Origin of the sequence: Pseudomonas sp. QE6 (genome assembly GCF_041379005.1) — a bacterium.
Taxonomy (GTDB): domain Bacteria; phylum Pseudomonadota; class Gammaproteobacteria; order Pseudomonadales; family Pseudomonadaceae; genus Pseudomonas.
Map to the genome: position 1 here is coordinate 5,358,020 of NZ_CP166873.1, position 18,865 is coordinate 5,376,884.

Below are 18,865 nucleotides of genomic sequence, written 5' to 3' on the forward strand. Positions count from 1 at the left end.
ATGCACAACGTCCTGGCGCCCGGCGTGGCCGTCTCGCTCGGCGAGCTGATCGAGATGCGCCATCGCCTGCGCGAAGCCCAGCTGTTCTCCACGCCGTCGCGCCGCAGCCCGCTGATCGGCCTGCACCACTCGCGCCTGCGCGGGCGCGGGGTGGACTTCGACCAGGTGCGTGTCTACCAGGCCGGCGACGACGTGCGCACCATCGACTGGCGCGTCACCGCGCGCACCCGGGAGCCCCATACCAAGCTGTTCCACGAAGAGCGCGAGCGCCCGGTGTTCGTCCTCGTCGAGCAGAGCACCCGGCTGTTCTTCGGCTCCGGGCTGTGCCTCAAATCGGTCCTCGCTGCCCGCGCCGCCGCCTTCATCGGCTGGTCCGCGCTGGCGCACAACGATCGCATCGGCGGGCTGGTGTTCACCGACAGCGAATGCCACGAGATCAAGCCACGTCGCAGCAAGCAGAGCCTGTTGCAGTTGCTCAACCTGGTCGTGCGCGCCAACCACGGACTGCTCGCCGGTACTGGCGTCAACCATGGCAGCGATGGCTTCAGCATGGCCCTGCGCCGCGCCCGTGAAGTGCTGCGCCCCGGCAGCCTGATCCTGGTGGTGTGCGACGAGCGCGCGCTGGGCGACCTGGCCGAGCAACAGTTGGCGCTGCTCGCACGCCACACCGACCTGGTGCTGCTGCCGGTGTCCGATCCGCTCGACCACGCCCTGCCGGCGGCCGGGCTGTTAAGATTCGCCGAAGGGCAGGCACAGCTGGAGCTGGACACCCATATCGACGAACAGCGCCTGGCCTACCGAGCCCTGGGCCAGGCCCGGCGCGAACGCTGGACACGCCTGGCCCAGCGCCTGGGCGTGCCGCTGCTGCCGCTGTCCACCCAGGAGGAACTGGTGGAACAGCTGCGCAACCTGCTGGAACAGCACCAGCCGGGGTACGCGCCATGAACCCGCTGGACCAGCTGGAACCGCTGATCACGCCCGCGCCGGTCGCCTGGTGGCCGCCCGCGCCCGGCTGGTGGGTGGTTGCCGCCCTGATTCCGATTGCCCTGTGGGTGCTCTGGCTGACGCGCCAGCACTGGCAGCCGCGGCGCAAGCCGAAGGAAGTCGCCGAGTCCCCGCTCGATCCCTTGCGCCAGGCGGCTCTGGAAGAGCTCGCGCGGCTGCCGCGACCCTATGACCGTGCTCCCGCAGGTCCCTGGCTGCAGGCGCTCAACGGCCTGCTCAAGCGCGTCTCGCGGGCGCGCTGGCCGGACAGCCACAGCCATACCCTGAGCGGCCGCGCCTGGCTGGCCTTCCTCGACAACCGCTGCCCCGCCGCCGGCCTGACCCGCTGGATGATCCTGGTCGAGGGCGGCTACCGCGCCGAATGCCAGCTCGACGACAAGGCCATCAACGGCCTCGCCGCCGCCGTGGAAACCTGGGTGCGCAAGCATGTTTGAGTTCGCCTGGCCCTGGGTCTTCCTGCTCGCGCCCCTGCCCTGGGTGATGCGCCTCCTCCTGCCTCCGGCGGACAGCGGCGAGGCCGCGCTCAAGGTCAGCTTCCTCCAGGAACTCGAAGGCCTCGCCGGCCGCCGCGCCCGTGCGCGCCTGCCGGCCTGGCGCCAACAGGCCCCCTTCGCTCTGCTCTGGCTCTGCCTGCTGATGGCGGCGGCGCGCCCGCAGTGGGTCGGCGACCCGCTGCCGATTCCCGCCACCGGCCGCGACCTGCTGCTCGCCGTGGACGTCTCCGGCTCCATGGACTACGCCGACATGCGCTGGGAGGACGACGAGATCAGCCGCCTGGAACTGGTGAAGAAGCTCTTTGGCGGCTTCATCGAGGCGCGCCGTGGTGACCGCGTCGGCCTGATCCTCTTCGGCACCCGCGCCTACCTGCAGGCGCCACTGACCTTCGACCGCGACACCGTGCGCGTCTGGCTCGACGAGGCGATGATCGGCATCGCCGGCAAGGACACTGCCCTGGGCGACGCCATCGGTGTGGCAGTCAAACGCCTGCGCCAGCGCCCGGCACAGAGCCGCGTGCTGGTGCTGATCACCGACGGCGCCAACACCGCCGGCGAGATCGATCCGCAGACCGCCGCCCGTCTCGCCGCCGAGGAACAGGTGAAGATCTACACCATCGGCATCGGCGCCGATCCCCAGCAGGGCGGCGTGACAGGGCTGTTCGGCCTGAACCCCGGCCTGGACCTGGACGAACTGACGCTCAAGGCGATCGCCGAAACCACCGGCGGCGAGTATTTCCGCGCCCGCAACGGGGAGGAGCTGCAACGCATCTCCGACAGCCTCGATACCCTGGAGCCGGTGGAGCAGAAACCCACCCAGGCCCGCCCAGCCCTCGCCCTCTACAGCTGGCCGTTGCTGCTGGCGCTGCTGATCAGCGTGGCGCTGGTGATCCGCGAACTCTGGCCGCCGGAGGACTGGCGCTGGCCGGCTCGCCCCGCCTGGCTGGCACGCCTGCGCCGGGAGCGGCAGCCATGAGCGCGTTCTTGCCCCATTTGCTGCGCCCCTGGTCGCTGCTTCTGCTGCCGCTGCTCGGCTGGCTGCTGTGGAAGCTCTGGCACCGCCAGCGCCGCGCCGGTCGCTGGCAATTGCTGCTGCCGGCGGCCTTCCACCCCTGGATGCTGTCCGGCGGCCACGGGCGTCACGAGCGACGCCCCTGGATTTTCCTCGGCCTGGCCTGGCTGCTGGCGGTGCTCGCGCTGCTCGGCCCGAGCTGGCAGTACCTGGAACAACCGGCGATGGAGCGCAGCGATCCGCTGGTGGTGGTACTCGAACTGACCCCTGAAATGCTCGCCACCGACCTGCCGCCCAGCCGCCTGGAACAGGCTCGGCGCAAGGTGCTCGACCTGCTGCGGGCACGCAGCGATGCACAGACCGCCATCGTCGTCTACGCCGGCAGCGCGCATACTCTCGTGCCCCTGTCGAACGATCTGGGCACCGCGCGCAACCTGCTGGACGCGCTCAAGCCGTCGATCATGCCGGCGCCGGGCCGCCGCGCCGACCTCGCCATCGAACAGGCACGCCAGTTGCTGAACCGCGGCGCCGAAGGCAACGGCCATATCCTGCTGATCACCAGCGCCCTGGACGCCCAGGAACGCCAGGGCATCCGCAAGGCGCTCAAAGGCAAGGGCAAGGACCTGCTGCTGCTCGCCATCGGCACCGCCGGCGGCGCGCCGATCGCCCTGGAAGACGGCACCTTCCTCAAGGACGAGCAAGGCAACATCCTGGTGCCACGGCTGGACGAGAACGCCCTGCGCCAGTTCGCCGGCGACCTCGACGGACGCTTCCAGCGCCTGCGCCCGGGCAACGCCGACCTGCGCGCCCTGGGCCTGCTGAACAACACACAGGGCCTGCAGGTCAGCGAGGAAGACGCCCTCCTGCGCCTGCAACGCTGGGCCGACCAGGGCTACTGGCTGCTTCTGCCCCTGCTGTTGCTCGCCGCCTGCGCCGGTCGCCGGGGCTGGCTGTTCAGCCTGCCGCTGCTCCTGCCCTTGCTGTGGTCGCCGCCGCAGAACGCCAACGCCTTCGAGCTGGCCGACCTCTGGCTGACCCCCGATCAGCAGGGCCAGCGCCTGCTGGATGCCCAAAAGCCAGCCGACGCCGCCGAGCACTTCGAGGACTTCCGCTGGCGGGGCCTGGCACTCTACGAAGCCGGCGACTACGCCGATGCCGCGCAGGCCTTCGCCCTGGGCGACAGCGCCGCCGACCACTACAACCGTGGCAACGCCCTGGCCCGGCAGAACGAACTGGAAGCCGCGATCGACGCCTACGACCAGGCCCTGGAGCGCGCCCCCGACCTGGCGGCCGCGCAACGCAACAAGGCACTGCTGGAGGACCTGCTGCGCCAACGCCAGAAAACCTCCGGCGAGGAAGAAAGCCAGTCATCCCAGCAGCAGAACCCGACCCAGGGCGAATCCAGCGACCCCCAGCCGGTGCAGCCCAGGGATTCGAAGCCCAAGGAGGAGCAGTCCGAGGAACAGGACTCGCAGCCCACCCCGTCGGCCCAGACACCGGAACAGCACGACGCCGACAAGCCGGCCGCCAGCCGGAGCAACACGCCGCAGGCGACCCACGGTGACGACGGCGAAACCAACCTGGCGACCACCGGTCCATTGAGTGACGAGCGCCGCCAGGCCCTGGAGCAATGGTTGCGCCAGATTCCCGACGATCCATCGGAACTGCTGCGCCGCAAGTTCTGGTACCAGCAACAACAGCAGCGCCAGGAACCCACGCAATGAAAAGGCTGATCTGCCTGACCCTGCTCTGCCTCGCCGCCGTCCGCGCCGAGGCCAGCTTCACCGCCAGCGTCGACCGCACAAGCCTGAACCAGGGCGAAAGCATCGACCTGACGCTGGAGTCCGACGACCCGACCCTGTTCGGCAAGCCGGACCTCAAGCCCCTGGACGAGCAGTTCGTGGTGCTCGGCACCCGCCAGGTCAACCGTCTCACCACGCTGAACGGCAAGACCCAGGCCACCACCCGCTGGATCGTCACCCTGCAGCCGCGCAACGAGGGCACCGTGGTGATTCCGCCGATCAGCCTGGGCGGCAACGCCACCGAGTCGATCAGCCTGCACGTGCTCAAGGCCGAGGAAAGCACCAGCAGCCAGAAGCTCGCCCCCGTATTCATCGATGCCAGCGTCGACCAGGAGGAGAGCTATGTGCAGGCCCAGGTGATCCTGACCTTGCGCATCTATCACTCGGTATCGCTGTACGACGACAGCAGCCTCACGCCGCTACAGATCGCCGATGCCCGTGTCGAGCCGCTGGGCGAGGCGCGCACCTACGAGAAGGAAATCAATGGCGTGCGCCATGGGGTCATCGAAGTTCGCTACGCGATCTTCCCGCAGAAGAGCGGCCCACTGGAAATCCCCGGCCAGACCTTCAACGCCACCCAGGCCTCCCAGCAGCGCAGCTCCGACGACAACCCCTTCGGCCCGCCGCCGGGCAAGCAGATCCGGGTGATCTCGCCGACCATCCCGCTGCAGATCAAACCCAAGCCCGCCGACTATCCCAAGGACGCGCCCTGGCTGCCGGCCCGCTCGCTGAGCCTGAGCGAAACCTGGAGCCCGCAGCCGGAACAGGCCCGTGCCGGCGAAGCGCTGACCCGCAACATCATGCTGCGTGTGGAGGGACTCTCCAGCGCCCAGTTGCCGCCGCTGCCGCAGACGCTGCCAGCCGAGCTGCGCCATTACCCCGACCAGCCGCAGTTGGCCAATCAGGGCACCGAACAGGGCGTGATCGGCAGCCGCGAAGAACGCGAGGCGCTGATCGCCGACCATGCCGGCCAGGTACAATTGCCCCCCGTCGAGGTGGTCTGGTGGAACACCCGGGACAATCGCGTCGAGCGCACCAGCCTGCCGGCGCGTACCCTGGAGGTCGCCGCCAACCCGCAGCTGGAAACCCCGGCCGATACGCCCGCCGCCGCCACCGACGCCTTGCTGCAACCCCAGCCCCGCCTGTGGCCCTGGCAACTGGCCTGCGCCGTTCTTGCCTTCACCACGCTGCTGGGCTTTGGCCTGTGGTGGCGCGCGCGCCGGCTGCCCGCGGTGGCCCGTGCCGCGGTCGCCGGCCCCAGCGCCCGCACCCTGCTCGACGAACTGCGCCGCGCCTGCCAGGCCAACGACCCACATGCCACCCGCCAGGCGCTGGATGCCTGGGCGCGCCAGCAACCGGAAACCCTGGCGGACATGGCGGCGCGCTTCGTGCCGCTGTCCGATGCCCTGGACAGCCTCAACGGCGCGCTGTACAGCGACAGCGAAGGCGGCCGCAACTGGCAGGGCGAGGACCTCTGGCGCGCCGTTCGCGGCCTGCCGGGCGCCGATCCGGAAGCCGCGCCCGCCACCGAGCCGGGCAGCCTGCCGCCGCTCTACCCGCGCTGACGCAGTGGCGGGGCTATGCTTGCTGGCAAGCCCCGCCAAGAGGCGCAGCAATGCCCCGCGTTCGTACTCCGAGACTTCTCCCGGCACTGGTCACCGGCCTGCTGCTGACCCGCATCCTGCACGCGGACCCCGCCCTGCCACCGACGCAACCGCTGCAGGGGCCCGGCGGCTCTGGCTACAGCCACGCCGACGTACGCCAATGGCACTTCAACGCCGATGGCAACGAGTACTGGGTCTTCACCCCCGCCCGCCCACAGGCGGAAAGCGCCCCGCTGGTGGTGTTCACCCACGGCTGGAGCGTGATGCAGCCGGACCTGTACCGGGCCTGGATCGAACACATCGTCCGGCGCGGCGCGATCCTCATCTATCCGCGCTACCAGGCCAACCTGAAGACACCGGCGGCGGACTTCCTGCCCAATGCCGCCGACTCGGTGCGCCGAGCCATCGGCGACCTGCTGGCAGGTCGGCTCGGGGTGAAACCGGAGCTGGGGCATGCGGCCTACGTCGGCCACTCCGCCGGCGGCCTGATCGCCAGCGGGCTCGCCGCCTCCTGGCAGCGCCTGGGCGTGCCGAAACCGAATGCGCTGATGGCCGTGGAGCCGGGCAGGAGCAGCGGCTCACGCTGGCGCCAGGTGCCGATGGAGCCGCTTTCGGACATACCCGCCGGTACCCTGCTGCTGGCCGTCTGCGGCAATGAGGACGGGGTCGTAGGCTGCGATGACGCACGCCGTATCTATCAGGAAAGCACCCAGGTCGCCCCGCGGGACAAGGACCTGCTGCTCCTGCACAGCGACCGCCACGGCAGCCCGTCCCTGCTGGCCAACCACGCCGCCCCCACCGCGCCGCGCTTCGATCCGCGCTATCCGCCCAGCGACTCCTCCAGCTGGCTGCTCAACCGCGTGCAGGAACGGGTGCGCCAGCGCCTCAAGCAGGGCCAGCCCTCCGCCCATAACGCCCTGGCCACCGATGCAATGGACTGGTACGGCACCTGGAAGCTGTTCGATGCGTTGTGCGACGCGGCCTTCTACGGTCAGGACCGCGACTATGCGCTGGGCGGCGGCGCAGCGCAGTTGTCCATGGGGCGCTGGAGTGACGGGACGCCGGTGAAGGCGATCCAGCGACTGTCGGCGACAGCGCCCTGAGAGCCCGTCTTCGGTCAGGGTTCGCGAGCAAGAACTAGGCGTCCCCCTCGCTCCTACAGGAGGAACACCGGCGCCCACTTGTAGGAGCGAGCTTGCTCGCGAACAGCCTCACTCAGTGACCACCCGTTTCCATCACCGCCCCCTTGAACACATCGTCCAGCGGCACCTGGTAGCCGATGGCGAGGCGGTTGGTCTCGTTGGCCATGGCCACCACCGCCAGCAGCTCGCCGAGCATGGTATCGTCCATCCCCGCCTTGCGCGCCGCGGCGCCATGGGAGCCGATGCAGTAGTTGCAGTTGTTGGTGACACTGACGGCGACGTAGATCAACTCCTTCATCAGCGGGTCGAGTTGCCCCGGCCCCATCACCTCCTTGAGACTTTCCCAGGTGCGCTTGAGGGTCTGCGGATGGTTGGCCAGGGCTTTCCAGAAGTTGTTCACCCAGTCGATCTTGCGGGTCGCCATGATGTCGTCGTAGACGGCGCGGACTTCGAGGCTGGCGTCGGCGTATTCGATGAGCTGGAAGGACATGGGCACTCCTGGTTCGTTCGTTTGAATAACAAGGCGGAATAAGAAAAGCAGAATTCGGAATTGGAAGGCAGGGCAGGCGCTGGAGAAAGATAAGGCGCGCCAACCCATCCCCGTCAAGGAATCAGACACATGCGCCACCTACCCGCCCTGCTCTGCTCCGCCGCTCTGCTGCCACTGCTCGCTCAACAGCCCGCCCATGCCGCCCAGCCCGGCCTGTGGGACACCTACGCCAGCCTCAAGCAGCACACCTGGGTCGACCTCACCCACGCCTTCGACAACGACACCCCGCACTGGAAAGGCTTCGAGCCCATGGGCCGCAAGACGCTTTATACCGTGGACAAGGACGGCTTCCAGGTGGAGCTGTACAGCCACGTCGGCCAGTGGGGCACCCATGTCGATCCGCCGGTGCACTTCCACAAGGGCCTGCGCAGCGTCGATCAACTGGAGGTGAAGGAGCAGTTCCTGCCGCTGGTGGTGTTCGACATCCACCAGCAGGTAGCGAAGAACCCCGACTACGTGCTGACCCTGGCCGACGTGAAGGCCTGGGAAGCCAAGCACGGCCCGGTGCCCGAGGGCGCCTTCGCCGCGCTGCGCACGGACTGGTCGCAGCGCTGGCCGGACCAGGCGAAGATGCAGAACCAGGATGCCAAGGGCGTGGCGCATTACCCGGGCTGGAGCAAGGAGGCGCTGGTGTACCTCTACGAGACGCGCAAGATCACCGCGTCCGGCCACGAGACCACCGACACCGATCCGGGCATCGCCACCAGCAAGGATGACTATTCGCTGGAGTCCTACATCCTGGGCACCAACCACTACCAGATCGAACTGCTCGCCAACCTCGACCAGGTGCCCGAGGCCGGCGCGCTGGCGGTGGTGAGTTTCCCGAAGATCGCCAGGGGCACCGGCTTCCCGGCGCGGGTGTTCGCGATCCTGCCGTGACAGCCCTACGAACAGCAAAAAAAACCGCGGCCCTTGGGCCGCGGTTTTCGTTTGTCGCTCGGCTGTCGATCAATGAACCAGGATCGACGCCTTCTTCTGACGCACCTTCTCCGGGTTGATCAGGAAGCGTGCCAGCGCCGGCAGCAGCCACAGGGCGCCGAACATGTTCCACAGGAGCATGAAGGTCAGCATCAGGCCCATGTCGGCCTGGAACTTGATCGCCGAGAAGATCCAGGTGGCAACGCCGATGGCCAGGCACAGACCGGTGAACAGCACCGCCTTGCCGGTGGACTTCAGGGTCTCGTAGTAGGCCTCCTGCAGGGACAGGCCCTGGCGCAGGAAGGACTCCAGGCGGGTGTAGATGTAGATGCCGTAGTCCACGCCGATACCCACGCCCAGTGCGATCACCGGCAGGGTCGCCACTTTCACGCCGATGCCGAGCATGGCCATCAGCGCGTTGCCCAGCACCGAGGTGAGGATCAGCGGCAGCACGATGCACAGGGTCGCGGCGAAGGAGCGGAAGGTGATCAGGCACATCACCGCCACGCAGATGTACACCAGGATCAGGATGGTCAGTTCGGACTGCTTGATCACCTCGTTGGTGGCCGCCTCGATACCGGCGTTACCGGCGGCGAGCTTGAACTTCAGGTCATCCTGATTGTTGGCCTTGGCGAACTCCTGGACCACGCCGACCGCACGGTCGAGGGTCTCGGCCTTGTGGTCGTTGAGGAACACCAGCAGGGGCGCCAGCGAGCAGTTGCTGTTGAACAGGCCTTCGGCACGGCTGATGGAGTTGTTCAGCACGTCCTGGTTGCGCGACAGCGACTCCCACTTCAGGTTGCCCTCGTTCATGCCCTTGATCATCTGCTTGGAGACGGTGACCAGGGAAATGGCCGATTGCACGCCCTCGGTGTTTTCCAGGCGCCAGGCGAGCTCGTCGATGGCGGCCATGGTCTTGTGGGTGGAGCAGCCTTCGGCGGCGGATTCCACCATCACCACCAGCACGTCGGAGCTGGTCGAGTAGTTGCGGATGATGAAGTCGTTGTCCAGGTTGTAGCGCGAGTCCGGACGCAGCTCCGGCGCGCCCTGGTCGAGGTCGCCGATCTTCAGGTGATGACCTTCCCACATGCCGACGGCGAACATCGCCAGGGCGATGACCACGGAAATGGGCGCCACGGTGGGGCTGGCGAAGTTGGACAGCGCGCGCCAGAACGGATGGTCGCGTACGGCGTCCTCCTTGCTGCGCTGCACCGCCTTCTTGCTGATGCCGATGTAGGAGATGGCGACCGGCAGCAGGATCAGGTTGGTGAACACGATCACCGCCACGCCGACGGAGGCGCCGATGGCCAGTTCACGGATCACGCCGATGTCGATCACCAGCAGGGTGATGAAACCGACGGCGTCCGCGAGGATGGCGATCATGCCCGGCAGGAACAGCTGGCGGAAGGTACGGCGGGCGGCCAGCAACGGGGTTTCCGCATCGCTGGACTGCAAGGCGATACCGTTGATCTTCTGCACGCCGTGGGAAATACCGATGGCGAAGATCAGGAACGGCACCAGCATCGAGTACGGGTCCAGCCCGAAGCCGATGGAGTGCAGCAGGCCGAGCTGCCAGATCACCGCCACCAGGGTGGTGGAGAGTACGGCGATGGTCGAGCGCACGCACTTGGTGAACCACAGCAGGAGCACCAGGGTGATCACGAAGCAGATGCCGAAGAAACCGACCACCAGCAGCAGGCCGTCGATCAGGTCACCGACCTTCTTGGCGAAGCCGGTGATGTGGATTTTCACGTTCGGGTTCTGCAACTGGTACTTGTCGCGGATCTTCTCTTCCAGCTCATGGGAGAACTGGCGGTAGTCCAGCTTCAGCAGCTTGCCCTGGTCCTTCGGGTCCGGGTAGACCTCCAGCAGCGGCACGTCGACGATGCTCGACTTGAAGTTGTTGGCCACCAGGCGGCCGATCTGGCCGGACTTGAGCACGTTGTTGCGCAGCAGTTCCAGCGCCTTGGGCGAGCCGTCGTAGGTCTGCGGGATCACTTCGCCGCCGGCGAAGCCTTCCTCGGTCACCTCGGTCCAGCGCACGCTCGGGCTCCACAGCGACTTCATGCCGGAGCGGTCGACGCCTGGGATGTAGAAGACCTCGTCATGGATCTTCTGCAGCGTCTCCATGTACTCCTTGGTGAAGATGTCGCCGTTCACCGCTTCCACCGAGATACGCACGGTGTTGCCGAGGTTGGCCAGGTCGTTGCGGTGCTCCAGCATGTTCTGGATGAACGGATGCTGCAGCGGAATCATCTTCTCGAAGCTGGTTGACGGCCGCACCTGGGTCGCCTGGTAGCCCAGGAAGATGGTCACCAGCAGACAGGCGATGATCACGAATGGCCGGTGGGTGAAGATGATGCGTTCCAGGAAAGTCGCCTTGTCCTGTTGGTGTTTGCTCAGAGCGTTCATGCAGGCTCCCCGGCTTATTGTTGTTCTGTCAGCTCGGCGCCGGTCGCCGAAGCCAAGTGGATGCCGCCCTGGCCGACCAGCACCAGGTTGCCGTTGCCGGCGCCGCTCACGCCCGCCAGAGACAGGCGGTCGGGACGGTTGTAGACCTTGAAGCTCTGGCCGTCGTCCTTGCTTTCCAGGACGCTGCCGCCATGCCCGACCACCACCACGGTGCCGTCAGCCAGCAACGAGCCTTCGGAAAGGCCGAACTCGAGCTCGCCGCCGTTGGCGGTGGGCAGGTTGACCTGCTGCCAGCTGTCGCCGAAATCGGTGGTGCGGAACAGGTGGCCGCGCAGACCGTAGACCAGCGCGGTGCCTGCCTGGCGGGTACCGATCGCGCCGAACAGAGAGCCTTCGTAAGGGCCTTCGAGTTTTTCCCAGGTCTGGCCCCAGTCCTTGGAGCGGAAGATGCTGCCGGCCTCGCCGACCACCAGCAGGCCGGAATCCTTCACCGCCGCGATGGAGTTGAGATGGTACTGGTCCTCGTTGTCCATGCGGTCACTGACGTCTTCCCAGTGCTGGCCGCCGTCGGTGGTTTCCAGCAGCGCGCCGTAGGCGCCCACGGCCATGCCGTGGTTGTCGTCCTGGAACCAGATGTCCAGCAGCGGCGCTTCGCGCTTGAGGTCTTCGAACTGGCGGGTCCAGGTAGTGCCGCCATCGGTGGTGACGAGGATCTGCGCGTCGTGGCCGACGGCCCAGCCCTTCTTGTCATTGAGGAAGAACACCGAGGTCAGCAACTGGCGGGTCGGCACCTTGGCCTGGGTCCAGCTCTTGCCGGCATCGTCGGAGTAAAGGATATGCCCGTGATCCCCTACCGCCACCAGGCGCTTGCCGGCCTCTGCGACGCCCAGCAGCAGACTGCTGGCGGCCTTGGCCGAAGGGATGGAGCTGGAGTCACTGGCCGCCTCGGTCGCCGCGACGGCATGCAAGGGAGCGACGGACAGCATCAGCAAGGAAAGTGCGCCGAGCAGGGAAATCGATTTGCGCGACATCGGGAAGGAGCGCGGAGTCTCCGACACGGACTGCTCGCTCGTAGTGCGCCACTGGGGCTCACGCATATGCCTTTACCTCTTTGTTCTTATTGCAGGCGGTATCGAGTGTGGTCGCTATATAGCCAGCGTTTTCCGGGGCTGACAATTAACGGCACGTTATCTTTTGTTAAGCAGCGAACACCTCCCCCAAAAGGATGATTGCACCTGGCCATGAACGCTGTAAGGCGCGCCACAGAAGGCTTTCAATGGGGTGTGAGGTAACACTTTGGCTCCGCCACCGGTCGGAGGCCGACAAGAAAAAGCCCGCCAGAAGGCGGGCTCTTTCGGACACGGGACGAACTCAGCGAGTGCCGCGGCGACGCAGTGCGGACGGGCTGAAGTAGGAGTCGTCCGGCACGGCCTGGGCGAAGTCGATGGTGGTCGGCTCTTCGTTGTCCAGGTTCTGCACGTGGTAGCGGCGGGCCTGCAGGTCGTGGAAGGTATCCAGGGCGGTCCAGGTGGTGGGCAGCTCGTAGTAGTTCTTCAGGTAGGCCAGCGACACGCGCCACAGCTCGCCACGGCCATCGTACTGGTCGACCTCGGCGGCGCCCCAGCTGTCCTCGTCGAGGAACAGCACGCGCTTGGAATAGATGTGGCGCGCGCCCGGCTTCAAGGTGCCCTCCACAACCCACACGCGGTGCAGCTCGTAGCGGGTGTACTTGGGATTGAGGTGGCTCGGGGTCAGCAGGTCCTTGTACGTAACGTCCGGGCTGGAGACCTTGTAGTTGTTGTACGGGATGTACATTTCCTTCTTGCCGATCAGCTTCCAGTCGTAGCGGTCCGGCGAGCCGTTGAACATGTCGGTGTCGTCGGCGGTACGCAGGCCGTCGGCGGCGGCGATCGGGGTGTCGTAGGCCAGGTTCGGCGCGCGGCGCACACGGCGCTGGCCGGCGTTGTAGCCCCAGGCCTGGCGCGGTTCCTTCACCTGGTCGAGGGTCTCGTGCACCAGCGCGGCGCCGCCGGCCAGGCGAGCCGGGCTCTTGGTGAAGGACAGGTAGTAGAACAGCAGGTTGTTCAGGTCGGCGAAGCTCTTGCCCTGCACGTAGTACTTGAACAGTGCTTCCTGCTGCGAGGTCACCAGGGAGTAGTCGCCGTTGCGCTGCACCGCGACTTCCGAGGCGCGGCGCACGACGAAGGTGCCACGGTAGCGGGCAATGTGGTTCCACAGTGCTTCCACGCCATTCTGCGGAATCGGGAACGGAATGCCGCCGAAGGCATCGACGAAGCCATTGCCGCCCTCGGCCAGCTTGGCGCTGGTGGCGTTCCTGAAGGTATTGTCATACACCCACTGCGGCGCCGAGCCACTGCGGCGGCTGGGGTACACCGGCATCTGGAAGGTGTCCGGGTAGGTGGCGAACAGCGCCAGGGTGCCCGGGGTCAGGTTGGCCTTGTACTGGTCCAGGTTGGCCTTGGTGATGGTGTACAGCGGCTTGTCCGCGGCGAACGGATCGATGTGGTGCTGGCCCGGCTTGTAACCGGCCGGCGCCTGGGTGATGCCACCGGTCCAGGCCGGGATGGTGCCGGCGGCGTTGCCGGCCTTTTCCGCGCCCAGCGGGGTCAGGGTCGATTGCAGCTTGGCCGCGTCCTGCGCGGAAACCGCTGCCAGGGCACTGCCGGCGGACAGGGCAAGGGCCACCGCCGCGCCGATCAGGGTACGCATGTTGCGCATGGTGTTTCTCCGTGAGGTTCACCCGCCGGGCGCTTCAGGCACCCGGCGCGTGCTTGTCGTTAGAAGGAGTACTTGACGTTGAAACCGACGTTGTCGCGGTCACGCCCGGCGTTGTTCTGCCCTGCGCCGTAGAACTCGGTGTATTGCAGCTCGGCTTCCAGGGCGTTCAGGTAGGTGGCCTTGACGCCCAGGGTGTAGGCCTTGCGGCCTTCGATGAAGTTGCCGGTCTGGTAGGAGTTGCCTTCGAAGTCGTCCTTGTAGACGGCGTACGGCGAGACGTTCACGCCGGCGAACACGTCGTTCCAGGTACCCGAGAGCAACAGGGTGTAACCGTAGGCGTTCTTGTTCACCTGATCGTCGCGGTCATAGCCGGAGATGTAGGCGCCGTTGCCACGGCCGGAGTAGTAGCGGGTGGAACCGTCGTAGGCGGTGTACTGCAGGTCGCTGCCGCGCAGGTGCTCGGAGGCCAGCTCCGCCACGCCCATCAGCGAGTCGAAGGACAGCTGCGGACCGAAGTTGTAGATGGTGCCCAGCGAGGTGTTGAAGGCCTCGACGCGCTCATAGTTGTGGATCTGGTCGGTGAGCGCCACATCACCGCCGCCGATGTTCACGGTCTTTCCGCTGGCCAGCTGCGGCGCCTGGACGAGCAGGTCGCCGAGCAGGTCGTTGGTGGTGGCGATGCCGATCGGCAGGTTCGGACGGTAGGCCAGCTCACCGAACACCGAGGCGTCGCCGACTGTGGTGTTGAAGCTGAAACCGTACATGCGGATGTTCTCGACGTACTCGCGACGGGCATTGACCTGGTTGGCCACGTCCACCGCCGCCGCGCCGTTGACCAGACCCAGCACCTGCCCGGCCATGGCGTTGCCGCTGCCGGCGGCAGCCATCAGCTGGTCATAGGAGGAGAAGCCGCCCAGGCCGGCCAGCTGGTCCATGTCCAGACCGGCGTAGCTGCTGTTCAGGTCGGCGTAGATGGTCGGTTCCTTGGCGTGGTAGTTGACGAAGTAGAAGCCGAACTCGGTGGAGTTCAGCTCTTCGGCAATGTAGTGGAAGGCCACGCCGAACTGGCCGTCGTTCTTGGCATTGATGTCCTTGCCGACGTTGGCGACCTTGAACACGCCGTTGGAGTCCAGGTACTGGGTGCCCTGCAGGCCGCCGACATGGGCCGCCGAGAGCTGCGGATAGAGGCTCTGGAACAGCGGGTTGGCCAGCGCACCGACGGTGGTGTAGGCGGTGTTGCCGCCATCCGCGAACAGGTCGGTTTCGGAGAAGTAGGTGCCGACCGGGTCGAGGCGGGTTTCCTTCCAGTTCCACTGGTAGAAGGTGTCCATCGACAGGTTGTCGGTCAGGCCGATGTTGAAGCTCACCGCCTCCACCGGCATCAGCACTTCCTTGAGCTCGGAGCCAGGCAGGCGGAACTTGGCGGCGTCCACCGGGTTGGTGGTGTTGACGCCACCGCGGTAGAAGAGGCCCTCGCCCCAGTTGAATACCTGGCGGCCCAGACGGCCGGTCACCGGATGCTCGGCCACGTCCCAGTTGCCATAGACATAGGCGTCGAGGATTTCCGCGCGGCTGCCGGCGGTATCGCGGGTTTCGCTGGTGAAGTGGTCGTTGTTGGGGTAGCTCTGGCTCGGCTGCGGCGGCTGGTTGTGGTCCAGGTAGTCGTTGCGCTTGTCCATGATCTGGGTGTCATAGAACGCCGAACCGCGCACGAACATGCCGTAGTTCTTGTAGGTCGCCTCCAGGTCGGAGGTGATCTTGTACACCTCGGAAACCAGGCCGGTATCGAAGTTGCGGTTGCCGTCGTTGCTGTTGATGTCGTTGTTGCTCTTGTCCTGGCCCTGCACACGCCACAGGGTGCCGTAGGACACAGTGGTATCCAGCGAGCCGCTCACCTCGCTGTCGAGGAAGCTGAACTCGACGGCAGCAGCTGGGACCGACATCAGCAGAGGCAGGACACCTGCCAGGGCAAAACCCGCGCGAGCAGGTGCGAAACGCAAGACGCTCTTGCGAACCGGGATTTCCATTAGGACTCACTCCATGGACTGATCATTGTAAGGGCGCCGCCACTGCGGGCGGTTCGCCTCGTCAGCCGTTATTCCACGGCCTTGTTGTCGCGCTCCCCCAAGGTGCTCGACACGCCCCCCGACCCAATGGCCAGGCAAAGGCTAAGCGGGATCGGCCGGTGCAACGCCGATGCCAATTGCTGTAAATGCGCTGAATCTGCTTACAAAATTTAAAGATGTGGCTCGCTACTTTTTGTGACTGATCATCCACTGACCAACCCACTGACCGATTGCGCCATCGCCCCCGCGAAATGGCGCGATCCGCCCCTGGAAGGCCCGGCGCAGACAGGGCGGCACCCTGGCGTCAATTCACCCCAGCGATAAGGCGACCATCGTTTAATTTCGATAAGTAACAAAAAGGTGTTACCAGTCAATGCTGGTAACACCTTCAGCGAGAGGGGAGGCGCCCCGGACGGAGCGCCTGAGGGAGGATCAGGCGAGACTCTTGCTGACCACCTCGAAGACGTCGCTGGACAGCTCGCCGGACGCCAGGATGCGTTCCAGCTCGGCCTTCATCAGCGCCTGGCGCTGGGGCGCGTACTTGCGCCAGCGGGTCAGCGGGGTGAGCAGGCGCGAGGCGATCTGCGGGTTGAGCGCATTGAGGGTGATGATCTGGTCGGCGAGGAAACGGTACCCCGCGCCGTCCGCACGGTGGAAGTTCACCGCGTTCTGGTTGGCGAAGGCGCCGATCAGCGCGCGGATCTTGTTCGGGTTCTTCAGGGTGAAGGCTGAATGATTCATCAGCGCCTGCACGCGTTCCAGGCCACCCGGCAGGGTGCAGCCGGCCTGGACGCTGAACCACTGGTCCATCACCAGTGGGTCGTCCTGGAAGTAGTCGGCGAACATCGCCAGCGCCTCGGCCTTCTCATTCTCGAAGGAGGAGTTGACCAGCACCGCGAGCGCGGTCAGGCGCTCGGTCATGTTGTCACAATCCTTGTACTGCTCCTGGCAGGCGGCGAGCACTTCGGCCTTGCCGCTCTGCATGAGGTAGGACAGCGCGATGTTCTGCAGACTGCGGCGGGCGATATGGGTCGCCTCGGCCACGTAGGCGGTCTCGCGGGACTGCTTGCGGTTGGCCTGGTAGCGCTCCCACAGTTGCTCGTGCAGTGCGGCGCCGATCTGCTGGCGGGCGAACTCGCGAGCCGCATGGATCGCCTCGACATCGGCCACTTCGCTGATCTCGGTGAGGTACGCCTCGCTGGGCAGCGAGAGCATCTCGGCGACCATGGCCTGATCGAGGCCGGTATCCAGCAGCAGGGTGCGGAAGGCGGTGATCAGGCGCTCATCCAGGACAAGCTTCTCGCCGCGCTGGTGCTGGCCGATCAGCTCCTGCAGGATCTGCACGGACTGCTGCTGGCCGGCTTCCCAGCGATTGAAGCCGTCCTCGTCGTGTTGCATGAGGAACATCAGTTGGTCGCGATTGTAGGGGAAGCTCAGCTTCACCGGCGCGGAGAAACCACGCAGCAGCGACGGCAGCGGCTTCTCGGCCAGGCCGACGAAGGTGAAGGACTGCTCGGCCTGGTCCACGGTCAGCACACGGTCGCTGCCATGGGCGTGCTCTTCGCCCTTGAGGCGCAGCGACAGGGCGTTGCCCAGCTTGTCGATCAGGCCCATCTGCACCGGAATGACAAAGGGCTGCTTCTCGCTCTGCCCCGGGGTCGCCGGGCAGCTCTGGCGGAAGGTCAGGGTGTAGCTCTGCGCTGCGGCGTCATAGCTCTCCTCCACCGCCAGGCGCGGCGTGCCGGACTGGCTGTACCAGCGCTTGAACTGGGTCAGGTCCACGCCGTTGGCGTCTTCCATGGCCTTGACGAAGTCATCGCAGGTCACGGCCTGGCCGTCATGGCGCTCGAAGTACAGGTCGGTGCCCTTGCGGAAGCCGTCGGCGCCCAGCAGGGTGTGGATCATGCGCACCACTTCCGAGCCCTTCTCGTAGACGGTCAGGGTGTAGAAGTTGGAGATCTCGATGAAGGAATCCGGGCGCACCGGGTGCGCCATGGGACCGGCGTCCTCGGCGAACTGATTGGTGCGCAGGAAAGCCACGTCCTCGACGCGCTTGACGGTGCGCGAGTTCATGTCGGCGGAGAACTCGCTGTCGCGGAACACGGTGAAGCCTTCCTTGAGCGACAGCTGGAACCAGTCGCGGCAGGTCACGCGGTTGCCCGACCAGTTGTGGAAGTACTCGTGGGCGACCACGCCCTCGACGCGCTGGTGCGCGGCGTCGGTGGCGGTCTCGGCCTTGGCCAGCACGCAGCTGGAGTTGAAGATGTTGAGGCCCTTGTTCTCCATGGCGCCCATGTTGAAGTCGTTGACCGCGACGATCATGAAGATGTCCAGGTCGTACTCGCGGCCGTAGACCTTCTCGTCCCAGCGCATCGAGTTCTTCAGGCTGTCCATGGCGTGCTGGACCTTGTCGATGTTCTCCGGTTCAACGTAGATGCGCAGCGTCACGTCGCGCTCGCTCATGGTGGTGAACTGGTCTTCCACGCACCAGAGATCACCGGCGACCAGGGCGAACAGGTAGGCCGGCTTCTTGAACGGGTCCTGCCAGGTCGCCCAGTGGCGGCCGCCCTCTTCCGAACCGCTGGCCACCGGGTTGCCGTTGGACAGGAGCACCGGATACTTGTGCTGCTCGGCCGACAGCGTGGTGGTGAAGCTGCTCATCACGTCCGGACGGTCGAGGTAGTAGGTGATCTTGCGGAAGCCTTCGGCCTCGCACTGGGTGCAGAACATCTTGCCGGACTTGTACAGGCCTTCCAGCGCGGTGTTGCTTTCCGGATGGATGCGCACGGTGCTGTCGACGGTGAAGGTCTTCGCCGTCGGCTGCAGGGTCAGGTGGTTCTCGTCGAGCTGGTACTGGCCGGTTTCGAGGGTCTGGTCATCCAGCGCCACCGACAGCAGCTCCAGCTGCTGGCCGTCGAGCACCAGCGGCGGCAGGCCGTCGCCACGCTCCGGGTTGCGGCGCATTACCAGCTGGGCGTGGACCAGGGTGTGGTCCTCGTACAGCTCGAAGGTCAGGTTGGTCTCGTCGATCAGGTACTCGGGCGCCTGATAATCCTTGAGGTAGATGACTTTCGGTTGCTCGGTACGCATGGCTTTTGGCCCCTTGGCAGGCGGCAGGCCC

The 18,865-nt window shown here is 66.1% G+C and carries 13 protein-coding genes; 7 read left to right on the plus strand and 6 right to left on the minus strand.

The features are described from left to right. The 6 genes from ACAW63_RS24450 to ACAW63_RS24475 are packed head-to-tail and all read left to right on the plus strand — an operon-like array spanning window position 1 to window position 7,020. Window positions 1-945, plus strand: a complete 945-nt coding sequence (locus ACAW63_RS24450) for a DUF58 domain-containing protein (protein ID WP_371229781.1) — start codon at window positions 1-3, stop codon at window positions 943-945. Beyond that, window positions 942-1,439 (plus strand): DUF4381 domain-containing protein, encoded by a 498-nt coding sequence (locus ACAW63_RS24455; RefSeq protein ID WP_371229784.1) that lies wholly within the window; start codon window positions 942-944, stop codon window positions 1,437-1,439. The genes ACAW63_RS24450 and ACAW63_RS24455 overlap by 4 nt, the downstream gene beginning before the upstream one ends. Next, a complete protein-coding gene (locus ACAW63_RS24460; protein WP_371229787.1) occupies window positions 1,432-2,475 on the plus strand; it encodes a VWA domain-containing protein in 1,044 nt (347 codons plus the stop codon). Before ACAW63_RS24455 ends, ACAW63_RS24460 begins: the two co-directional genes overlap by 8 nt. Continuing rightward, window positions 2,472-4,235 carry a VWA domain-containing protein gene (locus ACAW63_RS24465; protein ID WP_371229790.1) on the plus strand — a complete coding sequence of 588 codons (1,764 nt, stop codon included), beginning with the start codon at window positions 2,472-2,474 and terminating at the stop codon, window positions 4,233-4,235. The genes ACAW63_RS24460 and ACAW63_RS24465 overlap by 4 nt, the downstream gene beginning before the upstream one ends. Continuing rightward, window positions 4,232-5,878, plus strand: a complete 1,647-nt coding sequence (locus tag ACAW63_RS24470) for a BatD family protein (RefSeq protein WP_371229792.1) — start codon at window positions 4,232-4,234, stop codon at window positions 5,876-5,878. The genes ACAW63_RS24465 and ACAW63_RS24470 overlap by 4 nt, the downstream gene beginning before the upstream one ends. 50 nt (window positions 5,879-5,928) lie before the next feature. Beyond that, a complete protein-coding gene (locus ACAW63_RS24475; protein ID WP_371229795.1) occupies window positions 5,929-7,020 on the plus strand; it encodes an alpha/beta hydrolase in 1,092 nt (363 codons plus the stop codon). Between the two features lie 112 nt (window positions 7,021-7,132). On the opposite strand, the gene ACAW63_RS24480 is transcribed toward ACAW63_RS24475, so the two are convergent. After that, the gene (locus ACAW63_RS24480) at window positions 7,133-7,549 is read right to left on the minus strand and encodes a carboxymuconolactone decarboxylase family protein (RefSeq protein WP_371229798.1); all 417 of its coding nucleotides are present in this window, start codon (window positions 7,547-7,549) and stop codon (window positions 7,133-7,135) included. A 129-nt stretch (window positions 7,550-7,678) separates the two neighbouring features. Here ACAW63_RS24480 and ACAW63_RS24485 point away from each other — a divergent pair, with 129 nt between their 5' ends. Beyond that, entirely contained in the window at window positions 7,679-8,488 is an 810-nt protein-coding gene (locus ACAW63_RS24485) for a cyclase family protein (RefSeq protein WP_371229801.1), read from the plus strand. A 69-nt stretch (window positions 8,489-8,557) separates the two neighbouring features. On the opposite strand, the gene ACAW63_RS24490 is transcribed toward ACAW63_RS24485, so the two are convergent. The 5 genes from ACAW63_RS24490 to pepN form a co-directional block, all read right to left on the minus strand. Beyond that, window positions 8,558-10,939, minus strand: coding sequence for an RND family transporter (locus ACAW63_RS24490; RefSeq protein WP_371229803.1), 2,382 nt, complete (start codon window positions 10,937-10,939; stop codon window positions 8,558-8,560). 14 nt (window positions 10,940-10,953) lie between these two features. Continuing rightward, complete coding sequence (locus ACAW63_RS24495) at window positions 10,954-12,036, minus strand: YCF48-related protein (protein ID WP_331315916.1); 1,083 nt, start codon at window positions 12,034-12,036, stop codon at window positions 10,954-10,956. 274 nt (window positions 12,037-12,310) lie between these two features. Beyond that, complete coding sequence (locus ACAW63_RS24500) at window positions 12,311-13,678, minus strand: DUF1329 domain-containing protein (protein WP_371229805.1); 1,368 nt, start codon at window positions 13,676-13,678, stop codon at window positions 12,311-12,313. Window positions 13,679-13,737: 59 nt separating this feature from the next. After that, window positions 13,738-15,705 carry a DUF1302 domain-containing protein gene (locus ACAW63_RS24505; RefSeq protein ID WP_371229808.1) on the minus strand — a complete coding sequence of 656 codons (1,968 nt, stop codon included), beginning with the start codon at window positions 15,703-15,705 and terminating at the stop codon, window positions 13,738-13,740. A 471-nt stretch (window positions 15,706-16,176) separates the two neighbouring features. Further along, complete coding sequence (pepN, locus tag ACAW63_RS24510; protein WP_371229811.1) at window positions 16,177-18,834, minus strand: aminopeptidase N; 2,658 nt, start codon at window positions 18,832-18,834, stop codon at window positions 16,177-16,179. Window positions 18,835-18,865 lie beyond the last annotated feature (31 nt).